This window comes from Aquimarina sp. AWH4_224, assembly GCF_056160245.1.
The window spans coordinates 86,261-99,843 of the sequence record NZ_JBSWWU010000001.1 but is presented as its reverse complement, the minus strand read 5'-3'; the positions used below and the strand labels follow the sequence as shown (position 1 = coordinate 99,843).

Here is a 13,583-nt window from a genome sequence, read left to right as displayed (position 1 = left end):
TTATTATCCTTTTATGGCGCTTCTATACAATTCTAGATGTAAATTATACACTTCATTGATATCATACTGTTTCTTGACTAACGCATACAAAACCTCTGCTTTTTGTAAAGCTGCATCATAATTGGTCATTACCGAAATAGCTGCTTCATGAAAACCATCCAAATGAGTAAGGTAAGCGTTTTCAGCATTCAAAAAATCGGGAATACTTCCCACTGGTGTTGAAATTACTGGTAATCTTGATGCTCCTGCTTCTATAATAGAAACTGGCATTCCTTCCCATAAAGAAGTAATGATTAAACAATTGGCATTCTTAAGGTATTTTGGCACATCATTTTGGTGACCAAACAACTGTATATATTGAGCAAAATCCTCATCCGCTATTGCCCGTTCTAATGCTTCTCTATATCCTCCATCACCAACAACATGGATTACAAAGTTCTCATTCCCAGCATTTTTTAATCTTTTAACCAATTCGATCAAAAACAAAGGGTTTTTGGGTTCGGTTAATCTTCCTAAAAACAGAAAAACAAAAGGATTATTTAGTTTTTTTGCCGAATCATCAAAGCGACTGGTGTCCACTCCATTAGGTATAGCGACACTATTCTTTAAATACCATTTTTTGGAGTTTGAGCTGAAAATAATATCCTTCTTTCTAAAAATTTTTGTCACAAACAGTAAAACTCTACGATAAGATTGTTTTACTTTATTGGTATGTAGCGTAAAAACAATAGGTACATTTTTGAAGAAAAGCTTAAATAACAATCCAAAGGCGAAAGCATGAAACATATGACAATGAAAAACCAACTCTTTTTCTTTGACACATATTTCTTTTAATTTCTTGAGTCCCGGTAATATTGATTTTGGAGAGGCTATATTCAAGAAGTGGCACTCGATACCTTTTTCTTCAAACTTATGCTGAATTTGTTTTCTATTAGACACAGAAACTGCAATCGTTTTGTCTTCAGTACCTACAGTTTGACCCGCAAGCTCCAAAACCATATGTTCGGCTCCACCACCACTTAAACCTGTTATTAAATGTAAAATTGTCAACGTATTGTATTGGTTTTAAAGTTGTAACTCAAAGTTTCTTTTTACGGCATCAAACTTGCCATTAGGTCCCAAAGGAATATCGTCTACCACGCAAATCTCATATTCGATTTGCTCTCCTAATCTATCTTTCAAATTCTTGAGTAATTGGTTTTGTATCGATTTGTTATATCCTTGATCAGGTATTAGATTGACCACAATTTTATCCGGACTTTCCTGAATGATCTGACTTTTAACAATGCCATGCAATCCTTTATACGCAGTATCCATTCTGCCTACATACCCCTTCTCTTCAGTCCATAGAATATCGTCTTCCCTACCAATGATCTTTTCTATGATGGGCATATTGCACACACACGGACATTCTTTATCTGCTGGAGACAACAACACCGTATCCCCAATATCATAACGTATCAATGGGGTTTTGTAATTAATAAAACTAGTTACCACCAGCTTTGCAATTTCCCCAGGTTGTGCAGGCTCTCCTTTGGTATTTATGAATTCAAAAACTCCTGAGTCTAAATTAAGATGCAAATTCCCCTCAACACATTCGGTAATAAAAGGGCTTCCTTCGCTAGAAGCGTATTGGTTATACACATGACAACCAAATGCCTTCTGTATTTCTTCTCGCTGATAATCATACAAGGTCTCAGCAGTTACTGCTATTGCTTTTGGCGTAAACGTTAATTGAATACCATTCTGATTAATGAACTTACTGATGATATAAATTGCCGAAGGATAGCCATCCAGTAATTCTGGCTTGAAGGAATTTAGTTTTTTGATGTAATGCCCCAAGTTTGTATCGGTAAGATGATAGGTAGACATCAACAGTTGTCTCTCGAAATAATTATATACCCAAAATGGAGGTTTTTTGGTGGTTGTATCCACGATTAATCGACCAGAAAACCGAACTTGTCTGCTTTTGGGTTGTATCCCAATCACATGATGAAATCGTTTCCATAGAGCAAAAGATATATTGATCGAATCTCGATCTATATAATCTATAGTAGGAGATCCAGAAGTACCACTGGTATGCCCCACCATTGCCGTTTCACGTTTTTTATTCACCAAACGCTCTACTTCATTCTTCCGTTCAGATTTTTTAAGTATCGGCATTTTGGACAACACTTCTTTGGGTGAATTTTGGATATCCTCTGCAGTAATATTCAACTTTTTCATGATATCGCCATACCAATCCGAATGCTCCAGGACTTCCGACAACAACATGGCTAATCTTTTATCCTGAAAACGAGTTACTGTTTCTATATCTGCATCCCACAATCGGATGTGCTCTTTCAAATAGCCTTCGAACTCTTTGTTATAGCGCTGTTTACTATTTAAGTATCCTTTTATATTCAACAATATAAACTTAAAAGGATATGGCATGTTATTGTATATTTTCTCTTTGATCCCTGCCATAGCTATATCGCTGATTGTTCTAAGTAAAATTTTTCCATCGCTAAGGTATTGGAAACAATATCATAATTTGCATCGACAATTTTATCAGTGTTTTGCCCCTTTTTTGAGGTATCTATCTCCAGTATCGTTTTGGCCCATACATCGGCTTCTTTTTGCAGTGGTAAAAATGCAATCTCATCGGTAACATGTACTTCAGAAGTAATGGTATCGGATGCCACTACTTTTACACCTGCAGCCTGAGCTTCGATCAAGGTAACCGGAAGACCTTCATAAAACGATGGGAAAACAAATACATCAAACACCTGAAACAATTCTGGGATATCTTCTCTCACTCCCAAAAATAGTATCTTATCCTCTATCCCCAGCGTTTTGGCTTTTTGTTCAATTCCAGCTCGTAAAGGTCCATCTCCTACTGAAATCAATACGCAGTTCTGATTTTTTTTGAGTGTAGCTGCAAAAATATCGATCAAAAACGTATGATTTTTTTGGCTAGCATAGCGTCCCACATGCCCCAATACCAGGGTATCTTCTTTTATATGTAGTGTATTTCTATAGGTTCTTGCTACATCCTCGTTATACGCGAACTTCTTACTATCAATCGCATTATTCATCAATTGAAATGACGTCTCTTTACCAAAGAGCCATTTTCCTGCCTTCTCTCCACAAGAAAAAAGATGAGTGGTGTTATCCTTTACCTTCTGCTTTAATCGAAACTTAATCCATTTCTTTGCTGTTTCTTTTAGCCCTTCTTTACGAATACTAGATAGATTGATGTCGGAAATTGCTATATGCGCATGAGCAATCCGACAGGGAATATTGAATTCTTTAGCTATTTTGAGTGGAAAATTACTAAAGGTATTGAGATGAGAATGCACAATAGCGTAGTCACTATGCTCTTTAAAAAAAGCTCTCAGCGCTTCATAGTATCTTGCAGGGGATACTGGATTGATAGGATCCAGTTTATAGATCTTACCTCCTAAACGTTCTATTTCATCATCAAACGCGGCTTTTTCTTTACGATGCACCAAAAAATCGAACTGTATTTGATCGCGATCAATATTTCGATAATAATTCATGATCATTGATTCTGCCCCACCACGATTCATGATAGTAAAAACCTGCAATACCCTAATTGGTGCCATTATATTCCTCCTCTGGTTTTAAAACGGATATACATGTTTAATGCTACTCCAAACGGGATCGCCAAAAAGGTGATTAGTTTTCTTGGAGACTCTGCCAAAAAGGATCCGTTCTTGGTAAACAATGCACAAGAAACATAGTGAATGGCATTTTTGAAACGCTCTTTAAAGCTTTCTCCTAATTTCATTCTGCTCTTTCTGGAAAAAGCAAAACCATTGGGATGTCTACGGTATTGTTTTAGCATGTTCATACTCGATCCATCGGTTAAGTACTCCACAATACAGAACACCTCATTTACTGGCAATAGTTTGTAATCTTGATCTATAAGTTGATACAGGTACCCAAGTGGTACGAAACGCTCACCTTCAAAAATAGGATATGGTGGATATTTTTTAACCACTTCAGTTCTGAATACCAGTTTTTTATCTCCCAAAACACCATGCCTATGGTATAAATCATAGAGCCTTGTTTCCGTAAGGTGGTCAGGAATTTTGGTTCCAATAATATCTCCTTTGGTATTAGCATCAAGGCCTACCAGACCCGCAAAATTGTCCTTCCCTTTGATCTTTTCCCAATTGGCAAGGATTTTTTCGATAGCATCATCCGGCATAAAGTCATCGCTATCGATACAAACATTAAGTTCAGTTTCAATCAAACGATATGCTGCATTATGTCCGCCATGCATTCCCAGGTTTTCCTGAAAATGATACTGTATTGCAATCTTATTTTCAGCAATCCAGGAATTCACTAGTTCTTCGGTATTATCCGAAGATCCATCGTCAATAATTAACCAAAGAAAATCTTGATTCGTTTGCCTTATCAAACTTTGATAACATTGATCCAAACAGTAGGCCCGATTATAGGTTGGTGTGAATACTGTAATTGTTTTCATAGTTGTTAGTTAGTTTAAGAGTTATCCCCAAAAGAAGTAATACATAAAATAGGTAAATGCGAAATATACCAGTATTACCATCCCAAGTAAAAAATGTTGGTTTTTAAAAAATCGTTGTGTCAAAAATGGATAGGCAATTACGATGGCCATCATAAACCAAGACAGATAGGCAAACCTGTTAGAGTAGTTTGCATTAATCACCAAAATCCAAAAGCCATTACAGATAAGGTAGGTATTGAGTAATCTATTGTAAATCGGGTCTTCGAACTTCTTTTTAAACACAAAATACCATCCTGCAAAAACAGCAAAAGCACTATGAAAAAGAAAATCCCATCGAAATCCCGTGCTAGAGAAGGTCCCTTCTGCGGCTTCACTAGTTAAATACCCCGATAGCCGGTCATCATCACCAAATCCTAAACCGGCAAATAATGAAATCCAAAAACCTCCCATCGCTAGCGACAAGGGTATACAAGCCAGCCAACCTTTGAAATAGAATTTTGGATTGTTGTAGATGTAGGTCATCAAAAATGCCAAGATGGGTAATAAAGTGGTTTTATGAAAAAATGAAGCAACAAGGAATAAGAGCCCCATAACTACCTTGTTGGTTTTATGGTAACTGAACCCCCAAAGGAAGATAGAACAAGCTGCTCCATTACGCATCCCATTTACACCGTAAGTCCAAAAGGAAAACGAAACCACAAACATAATGAATGCGTAGTACCAATAGTCCTTGAAATACACCTTGGAAATCTTATACATCGGAAAAATGTAAAAGAAAGCACAAAGGGTAAAAAAAGTATGGATAGAAGAAAAGCTGGCCATAGTCTTCATAAACACATGCCACCCATAGTCATTGACCGTTAGAATCTCTCCTCCCGTACTGTAATGCTGAAAAGTCCTATAGTAATTGATCGTATCCCCAAACCTATGACTGGCGGGTCTTTGACCAATGTGAAATATTAAAAAAGCCAATAATACATATCCCGTTACATTGATAAAAGCCAAATTTTTAGGCTCGCTCATGTTTAGAATTCGGGTATGCAATAGCGTAAAAAGTACTAAAAAGAAGCACAGATTAAGATACAACGGATAATACCAATCTATAGGAATAAAGGTATTCATATTAGTTTACGCTATGTTCAGCTACTCTTTTTCGCTTTTTTATACTATTATAAATAGAATCTGATAAGACCTTTGTAAATTCTTTTCCCGAAAATTTATCTATATGATGTCCATCATAAGTCTTATACTTCATCTCCCCCACGTTAAAATCAAAATAAGATATATCATTTGATTTTGCAACCTTATCAATAACATTTCCAAATGTTGGAAAATATTGTTCTTCGTAACTCAAGAATTCTTTTGAAATTGGCATTCTTACCAAAAACACATGCCCATGCTGCTTCAATTTATTGATCAAATCTGATAAACTTTCAATCCTCACGTCTGACAACTTTGATTTCTTGGCATCCTTCAAAAACAAAGCAATTTGATTTTTTTTCCAATCCTCAAACACCTTTTCATCTGTTGGTAAATTGGTTTCTTCTAGCCACCCATCCTTATGCACTTTTGATTTTTGGCGAAACATGGCTCGAAAATGAAAAAACGACAAATTCTTTATCAAATACTCATAATTAGGATTCGTATTTACAAAATTCATATTATGAGGTGGTTGCCCTTCTTCTCTAAACTCTCCTGCAGCATTGTCATATTCTTCGTGTACTGTTAACATCTCCGGAGTTACCGAAATGATAAATATACCATTATCTGCCGACTCATCTAATTTCTTATAAATGCTTTCATTATACAAAGGCCCGATGATCGCCTGGGCAATCGTAAAGCTATAATTCAGCATTGGAGAATTATATTCGGTATCTTTAAAATGCTCATTGATTACAGCTGGTTGAATCCCTTGAAAGCTTCGGGAATCCCCTACAATCATCGATTTTGTCTTTGGAGTAGTAAATTTTTCGTAGAAATAGTCAATATTCCCCCCATAGTTCATCAATACAAAAGTGACGATACCCAAACAAATGGCAAAAAATAAGCTAAGTTTTAAAATGAACTTTTTCATGATCGTCTAAAATTGAAAATATATGAATGTTTCTGCACTTTTACCGAAAAACAACAATAACACAAAGATAAACACATAAGAGCTCCAACGTATCCATACCGGATATGTACTCAATTCAAAATCATGCCCTTTCTCTCTATGAATCCACTCTACAGCGACAAAAAGTGAAATCAACCCTAGTGTAATTAACGAATTGCTCCCCATTAATATCGCAGGAAAATCAAACAAAGACCCCGAAAATATCTTTCCAAAATAATCAAAAGCCTCTACGACATTGTTTGCTCTAAAAAAAACATCGGTTAGCATAATCAGCAAAAACAACAAAATCATTTTGCCTAATTCCTTAAAAGAAGGTAGTACTTTACCCTCGGCTACAACTTCAGAAGCATTCATTTTTCCCGAATATACCAGCGGTATAAAATAAAGACCGTGACACAGTCCATAAACCACAAAGGTCCAATTGGCACCATGCCAAAAACCTACCAGAATAAAAGTAGCAACGATAGAGATCATTAATCCTCTTTTTTGATGCCTCCTCAAAATAAAGGAAAGCGGAGTAAACACATAATCCATCATCCAAGTGGTTAATGAAATATGCCATTTTCTCCAAAAATCAGCAATGTTTGTTGAAAAGAATGGCGTAGAAAAATTTCGCATTAATTGAATACCAAATAGTTTTCCTACTCCAATCGCCATGTTTGAATATCCAGAAAAATCTGCATATAACTGAATCGCATAGAAAAATGTCCCTAGCAGCAATGTGCTTCCTGACTGTGCTTGGTAATCATTAAAAATAGGATTCACTATAGCCGCACAATTTTCGGCAATAACCACTTTGGCAAAAAATCCCCACAAAATTTGACGCAATCCGTCTACCATTACTGGATAAGAGAAGGTTCTTTTCTCCTCGAGTTGTGGTAATAGTCCGGCAGCTCTTTCGATGGGTCCTGATAATATCTTAGGAAAAAATGTGACAAAAACAGAAAAACGCAGTAGATCTTTACTAGGTTCTATTTCTTCATTGAATACATCGATAAGATATCCAAGGGTTTGAAAAGTAAAGAAACTAATCCCAAGTGGTAGGATAATCTGCAAGGTATTATGACTTACACTGGATCCAAAAACTTGAAGTATGTCGTAAAATCCTTGATAGAAAAAGTTGGCATATTTAAAATACAATAACAAGCCTACATTAAAGATCAATCCCAGGTACAGAAATACACTTCTTTTCTTATCTTCTTCGGTCTGTGCAATTTTAATTCCTAGTGCATAGTTAATACCCGTACTGGCAATCAATAGTACCAAAAAACGCCAATCTGCCCATGCATAGAATACCAAACTGGAAACCAACAACAATATGTTTTGCAACACATCAGATTTCTTGAAAACCAGCCAGTACAATAGCAATACCGGAATAATAAATGCCAGAAAATCGAAAGAATTGAATACCATGCTGAGTCGACTTATGCCTTACTTTGTACTAAGGAGATCAAAGCTCCCATGTTTTTAAGCTTATTTAACTCTCTTAGTTTAAAACGAATACCAAATTCTTCTTCAATCTTGGTAATGATCATCATATGTGATAATGAATCCCATCCATCTACATCTTTGGCCGTTAATTCGTCGTGCATTTCGAAGTTGCTGTGTTCCAAAATAGAGGTTAACACATTACTTATTCTTTCTTTTATAGTACTAATTTCCATATGAACTCTGTTTTCTTAACTAAACATTTCTTTTAATTTCTTTCTATCTATTTTCCCGTTGGTGTTTAAAGGAAAGTTCTGTATAAATTTTATTTGCGTAGGTATCATATAAGCCGGTAATTTACCTTTCATATACACTACCAAATCATTTGTATCCATAGCTTCGCCTTCTATCACCAACCCAATCTCTGTATTGTGAATCTTATTGGTAAAAGCTATCGCTACGGCATTGGTCTTATCCAATCCTGCTTTGGCATGAAACTCAATTTCGGATAACTCTACTCTGAATCCTTGAATTTTGGCCTGAAAATCAACTCTTCCTAAATACAAAATATCACCTTCATGATCCACATTACATAGATCACCTGTTCTGTAAAACCTGGTATTTTTCCCGTTGTATTCTTTATCAAAGAATACTTCTTTATTCTTAATTTCGTTTTTCCAATAACCAGGGGTAAGTTGATCACCACTCAGACATAACTCTCCACTTTCACCTACAGCCACTTCATTATTCTCGTCATCTACAATAATGGTAGTTGTATTTTTCATATCCTTTCCTATGGTCAATACACCATTGTGGGTTTTGTTTGTTCCGTTTCTTACATAGGTATAATCCGTACAAAATATGGTGCATTCGGTAGGGCCATATACATTAGCAATTGTGGCATTAGGAACACAGTTACTCCATTCTTCAGTAACATCCAACGGTAATGCTTCTCCGCAAAACAAACTGTATTTCATGGCCGGACAATTGATTTCATCAAAATACGGACGTAAATAATGCAAAATGGAAGGAACCATGAGCATAAAAGTAAGCTCGTAATCCTCCATCAACTCAAAAATATAGCTGTATTTTATCTCATCCTTGGGTATGGTATATGTACAAGCACCTTTGAGCATGGGTGCCAGATAAGACATTACCGAAAGATCAAAGGTTAACTCAAACATTTGCAGGCATCGATCTTCTTTGGTAATGGGATAATCCAGTGCCCAAAATGCATCCATAAAACTGGAAAGGTTACTAAAAGTAATCGGCACTCCCTTTGGTGTACCTGTAGTTCCCGAAGTAAAGAAAATATAGGCAAGATCAGTTGCTCCAACCACAACTGGTTTTAGATCTATATCCGTTGTATCCAAATGCCTGGTTAGAATTGTTTTGGTTTCGGCAAACACTTCTTTTTCTGAAGAGTCTAGAACCGTAATAATATCAGCCAAATCCACCACCATTTGATTTCTGCTTTCTGGAAACTCAGGATTTAATGGCACATAAGCCTTACCTTCCATCCAAAGTGCAATGATAGAAGCATAGGTTTGGATATCATCATTGGTGACCAAACCAATATTAGTTTCTTCCTTTTTTACCGATTGCTGAATGGCGCTTCTTATGTCTGAAATGACCTGTGCAAACTGTTGGTAACTATAATACTGTTCTCTAATGCAAAAGGCATTGCGCTCATAGTTGGTTTCTATCGCCTTTTGTATATCTAATATCAAATTCATAATCCCCCAATTTAGAATTTAATTATACTTTATTTCCGTCTTTTTTAATGATTTTAGCAGGGTTTCCTACTACTACACAATTATCGGGAACATCCTTTACTACAACGGATCCAGCTCCTACAACACTGTTGTTCCCAATTTTTATATCTCCAATAATAATTGCTCCTGTATATACAGAAACATTATTTCCTATGGTTGGTCTTTTACCATCAACTTCACCAAGAGTTACCAGATGATTGACGTAAAAATTCTCTCCGATCTCCTCTGCATTCAAAATAGTGCTGTATGGATGTCCGGTAAGAATCCCTCCACCTAATTTGGTACTGATATCGATTCTGAAATATTTTTCTTTTCTACAATAGATATTCAATAAAGAAGCTAACATACCTCTGTTTCTATGATAGAATACTGTTCTGAAATCAGGAGAAGTCGCCAAAAAACTTAATAATAAGGATCTTCGACTCCCTGTAAGTCCTTTGGCAGAAGCCCAACGATCAATATCCATATCTATGGCAGATTTGTTTCTACTTCTATAGTACAAAAGTACATGAGGAAACAAAAACAGTTTATAGAAATTGATGATTAACGATCTCATGATTTATCAATTAATTGATTAAACATATTTTTCCACATCCCCATTACGGGCTCTAATTGATACTGTTGTGCATTATCTCTTGCATTTTTACCCATTTCTTTGATCCGATCTGAATCATTCATCAGTTGATATAATTGATCTGCAAAAGTCTCATTATCATAAATAGGTATTAAAATCCCGTTTTTTGTATCTACAATATTTCTTGGACCATATGGACAATCAAATGATACAATAGGTAAACCGCAGGCTTGCGCTTCTAACAATACCAAAGGAAAACATTCATTATGCGAACTCATTACAAAAATAGAAGAATCCAACATCTCTCCTTGAATATTTGACGTAGATCCTTTGAGTTGTAAACTGTCGCCTAGTTCTTCTTTATCTATTTTATCCTGTAATTGTTTAGTATATCCTTTATCTCCATCTCCAAAGATATGAAGTTGCCAATCGGTCTTATTTTTCTGAACCAATTTCCAAATATCAATTAGTATATCATACCCCTTTACGTGTGCTATTCTACCGGCCGTAATAATTCTTTTGGCAGTGCCTTTGGAGACTTCATTGGGATAGAACGTCAACGGATTAGGAATAACCACGGTGTTATTGCTCTTATAATAGTTAGACTCATCATTATTTAAGATGACTAACTTGTCATATTTTGACTCTACATAATCTGCAAACCTAAAAAACCATTTCTTGAAAACTCCGGGACGTTTACGCTTTCCCTCTTCAATAAATTTTGAATAATGAAACTCTTTTACTTTAGGAACGCGTTTTACTAAAAAAGGAACAAAATAGGTGTCTGCACTATGGCTACAAACTACAACCACATCAGGTTGAAACTTTTTAATCGACGATTTTGTTTTTCGGATATGACCTGGTAATTTCAACAGGTTTTTAGGATGAAAATAGGATTTATACCTATTGTAATTAATTCCTAAATCCTGAAACTTTATATGCTCATCAAAAACATAACAAGGAACGTTGTCTTTTTGCTCACTAGTTATGATAAAAACCTCGTTGTCTTCTTGCCGCGCAAAATAGTTTGCTTTAATCGAAAGTACTCGTTCTATACCTCCATGCAAATACACCTGATCTATGATAAATAGGATTTTCATGCAGATACTGTTGTATTTGTTAGACTTCTAAACAGAGTATCCCACTCCTCTCCTATTTTTTCTGGAAGGTATTTCTTTACAGCTTCTTTAGCATTTACTCCAAAGGACTTTCTTTCTTCTTCATTTTCGATAAGGGCAAGAATGGCTTGAGCAAACCCGTCTACATCTCCGTTCTCTACCAAAATTCCATTTTCCTGATGCGAAATAATATCTGAAGGACCATAAGGACAATCAAATGAAATACAGGGAACTCCATAGGCCATTGCCTCTGTAAGCACCATTCCAAACCCTTCATATCTCGAAGACATGGTATATAACGACGCTTGTTGGTATTTTTCAGCTATGTTTCTCACAGGTGGATAAAAATTCACCTTATCTGTTATCCCTAACTCCAGAGCTAAATCATCCAGCTTTTGATTCTTATCTATAGTACCATACACATCCAGCTCCCACTGGGGATGTCTATCTGCAACTGTCTTCCAACTCTTCAGTAAACGATCATATCCTTTTTGATAGCTTTGTTTACCGACGGCCAGCACTTTCTTGTTATCCAGTGTACTTTTCTCCTCTGGATAAAACGATAATGGATTAGGAATTACCTTTAAGTTTTTAAAGGTCCACTCTTCTAAATTACCTTTGGTAAGTACTACAAAATGATCATAAGATCGCCCTCCAAAATTCATCAGTGCCGATTTTATACGGTCGGAAATTTTCGAAGTAAAAGATTTAGCCCCTTGTTTAATCACGGCATTTCTAGAAACATGCCGTTCATAAATCATCGGACACGGCTTATTTAAAATTTTTGGCACCAGAAACCCTTTCAGTCCGTCATCACAAACTGCAATCACATCGGGCTTTATCTTTTTAATCACTTTTCTCAGTCCTTTTGCATATTTGTATGCATGAACCAAGGGATTACCCGCTGCATTAATATTATGATATTTAATTTTTGGGCTAAATTGATAAAAAAGCTCGTTGGTGTTTTGGTTTAAGGTAACCACATGTATATCATAATTGTAATGATCAGCAAGCCTGCTGGCTTTTATAGAAAGTACTCTTTCTAATCCGCCAGGGCCATCGATTCTATTTACAATATAGACCAGTCTCATCACTAAGCAGTTTCTAATTTAGTTTACTGGTTACTTTTTCTTTTAATGCATTGGCTAGATCATGGTGTTTCTCCAAATTTTTCACCATCGTATCCAAACCAATTTGCCCCTCTAGAGGGAAATTAGCTGTAAACTCACCTGTTTTACTATTCACGTCTATTCGGTTAAAGAGTTCTAAGATCCCATCAAAACGACAAGAATCTACAAAACTGTCAAACCCATTTACAAATATCACAGGAGTACCTAGAGCCAAACAAGGTAAAGCACAATGAATTCTTGAAGTGATTACTAGTCTCGCTCTTGCGTATTTTTTGAGTAGATTCTCAGCCATATCAAACTTCTCCTCGTCGGTGTATTTGTTTGAAGGTGGTTCCTGATTAATGAACTCTGCAGTTTCTAAAACCTCTTTGCTGATAAAATTCTTAAGATGTTTGTTCTTTTTACCCAATTGGAATGCAGAACCATTCAGGATATTCCTTACCGTATTTTTTGTATTATAAAATACTTTTTCTGGTCTTGGGTAACTATATAATGGATCTACGATATAAATCTGATCTCCTCTTTCAGCATCATCAACTTTGTATGAATCCAAAGTTAGCGTGAGACAACCTGTAAAATAAGCATCGATACCTTTTGCTTTCAGTGTATCTGCTGTAAACTGATCTCTACATCCTATAGGTTCATGCTTTTTTAGATAAGCAATTCCTTTTTCACTAAGCATAAAAGGAGCCGCAGTATTGTTCATATGAAAAGACACAAATACCGGATCTATCGGTTCTGACGGCACCCAATTATGGGTATTGTGCGTAAACCAACCATTCATGATCAATTTGATTGGTTCTCCAGAATATTCTGCCAGCCTTTCGCGATTTAATAATTGATCTACTTTAGGCAAAAACTGCTTAGCCGCCAAACTCTGAATATTGTCTCCTACGTTAAAAAAACGTCTATTCTCATCGTATGTTAATAACCCGTATTTCATCTGT

The 13,583-nt window shown here is 35.9% G+C and carries 13 protein-coding genes; all 13 read right to left on the bottom strand.

Annotation, left to right across the window (positions count from 1 at the left end; translation table 11 throughout):
- Nucleotides 1–3: 3 nt before the first annotated feature.
- Complete coding sequence (locus ACXAGJ_RS00420) at nt 4–1,050, bottom strand: glycosyltransferase (RefSeq protein ID WP_474836119.1); 1,047 nt, start codon at nt 1,048–1,050, stop codon at nt 4–6.
- A gap of 15 nt (nt 1,051–1,065) precedes the next feature.
- Nucleotides 1,066–2,466: a phenylacetate--CoA ligase family protein gene (locus tag ACXAGJ_RS00415; protein WP_474836117.1), complete on the bottom strand. Its 1,401-nt coding sequence runs from the start codon at nt 2,464–2,466 to the stop codon at nt 1,066–1,068.
- Between the two features lie 2 nt (nt 2,467–2,468).
- Nucleotides 2,469–3,608, bottom strand: coding sequence for a glycosyltransferase family 1 protein (locus ACXAGJ_RS00410; RefSeq protein WP_474836115.1), 1,140 nt, complete (start codon nt 3,606–3,608; stop codon nt 2,469–2,471).
- Nucleotides 3,608–4,498, bottom strand: coding sequence for a glycosyltransferase family 2 protein (locus tag ACXAGJ_RS00405; RefSeq protein ID WP_474836113.1), 891 nt, complete (start codon nt 4,496–4,498; stop codon nt 3,608–3,610). Before ACXAGJ_RS00405 ends, ACXAGJ_RS00410 begins: the two co-directional genes overlap by 1 nt.
- A gap of 21 nt (nt 4,499–4,519) precedes the next feature.
- Nucleotides 4,520–5,521, bottom strand: a complete 1,002-nt coding sequence (locus tag ACXAGJ_RS00400; RefSeq protein WP_474836111.1) for an EpsG family protein — start codon at nt 5,519–5,521, stop codon at nt 4,520–4,522.
- A gap of 100 nt (nt 5,522–5,621) precedes the next feature.
- A complete protein-coding gene (locus ACXAGJ_RS00395) occupies nt 5,622–6,572 on the bottom strand; it encodes a hypothetical protein (RefSeq protein ID WP_474836109.1) in 951 nt (316 codons plus the stop codon).
- Nucleotides 6,573–6,578: 6 nt separating this feature from the next.
- Nucleotides 6,579–8,024: an MBOAT family O-acyltransferase gene (locus ACXAGJ_RS00390; protein ID WP_474836107.1), complete on the bottom strand. Its 1,446-nt coding sequence runs from the start codon at nt 8,022–8,024 to the stop codon at nt 6,579–6,581.
- Between the two features lie 11 nt (nt 8,025–8,035).
- A complete protein-coding gene (locus ACXAGJ_RS00385) occupies nt 8,036–8,275 on the bottom strand; it encodes an acyl carrier protein (protein WP_474836105.1) in 240 nt (79 codons plus the stop codon).
- Between the two features lie 15 nt (nt 8,276–8,290).
- On the bottom strand, nt 8,291–9,775 hold the full coding sequence (locus ACXAGJ_RS00380; protein ID WP_474836103.1) for an AMP-binding protein: 1,485 nt from the start codon (nt 9,773–9,775) through the stop codon (nt 8,291–8,293).
- Between the two features lie 22 nt (nt 9,776–9,797).
- Nucleotides 9,798–10,370 (bottom strand): serine O-acetyltransferase, encoded by a 573-nt coding sequence (locus ACXAGJ_RS00375; RefSeq protein WP_474836101.1) that lies wholly within the window; start codon nt 10,368–10,370, stop codon nt 9,798–9,800.
- The gene (locus tag ACXAGJ_RS00370) at nt 10,367–11,488 is read right to left on the bottom strand and encodes a glycosyltransferase family 4 protein (RefSeq protein ID WP_474836099.1); all 1,122 of its coding nucleotides are present in this window, start codon (nt 11,486–11,488) and stop codon (nt 10,367–10,369) included. The genes ACXAGJ_RS00375 and ACXAGJ_RS00370 overlap by 4 nt, the downstream gene beginning before the upstream one ends.
- Nucleotides 11,485–12,597, bottom strand: a complete 1,113-nt coding sequence (locus tag ACXAGJ_RS00365) for a glycosyltransferase family 4 protein (RefSeq protein WP_474836097.1) — start codon at nt 12,595–12,597, stop codon at nt 11,485–11,487. The genes ACXAGJ_RS00370 and ACXAGJ_RS00365 overlap by 4 nt, the downstream gene beginning before the upstream one ends.
- Before the next feature lie 13 nt (nt 12,598–12,610).
- Entirely contained in the window at nt 12,611–13,579 is a 969-nt protein-coding gene (locus ACXAGJ_RS00360; RefSeq protein WP_073312833.1) for a polysaccharide pyruvyl transferase family protein, read from the bottom strand.
- Between the last annotated feature and the right edge of the window lie 4 nt (nt 13,580–13,583).

Excerpts from the sequence above, each read along its gene's own strand:
- ACXAGJ_RS00415 (WP_474836117.1), bottom strand. The coding sequence starts at position 2,466 with ATGGCAGGGATCAAAGAGAAAATATACAATAACATGCCATATCCTTTT.
- ACXAGJ_RS00405 (WP_474836113.1), bottom strand. The coding sequence starts at position 4,498 with ATGAAAACAATTACAGTATTCACACCAACCTATAATCGGGCCTACTGT.
- ACXAGJ_RS00365 (WP_474836097.1), bottom strand. The coding sequence starts at position 12,597 with ATGAGACTGGTCTATATTGTAAATAGAATCGATGGCCCTGGCGGATTA.
- ACXAGJ_RS00410 (WP_474836115.1), bottom strand. The coding sequence starts at position 3,608 with ATGGCACCAATTAGGGTATTGCAGGTTTTTACTATCATGAATCGTGGT.
- ACXAGJ_RS00400 (WP_474836111.1), bottom strand. The coding sequence starts at position 5,521 with ATGAGCGAGCCTAAAAATTTGGCTTTTATCAATGTAACGGGATATGTA.
- ACXAGJ_RS00390 (WP_474836107.1), bottom strand. The coding sequence starts at position 8,024 with ATGGTATTCAATTCTTTCGATTTTCTGGCATTTATTATTCCGGTATTG.
- ACXAGJ_RS00380 (WP_474836103.1), bottom strand. The coding sequence starts at position 9,775 with ATGAATTTGATATTAGATATACAAAAGGCGATAGAAACCAACTATGAG.
- ACXAGJ_RS00395 (WP_474836109.1), bottom strand. The coding sequence starts at position 6,572 with ATGAAAAAGTTCATTTTAAAACTTAGCTTATTTTTTGCCATTTGTTTG.
- ACXAGJ_RS00370 (WP_474836099.1), bottom strand. The coding sequence starts at position 11,488 with ATGAAAATCCTATTTATCATAGATCAGGTGTATTTGCATGGAGGTATA.
- ACXAGJ_RS00385 (WP_474836105.1), bottom strand. The coding sequence starts at position 8,275 with ATGGAAATTAGTACTATAAAAGAAAGAATAAGTAATGTGTTAACCTCT.
- ACXAGJ_RS00360 (WP_073312833.1), bottom strand. The coding sequence starts at position 13,579 with ATGAAATACGGGTTATTAACATACGATGAGAATAGACGTTTTTTTAAC.
- ACXAGJ_RS00375 (WP_474836101.1), bottom strand. The coding sequence starts at position 10,370 with ATGAGATCGTTAATCATCAATTTCTATAAACTGTTTTTGTTTCCTCAT.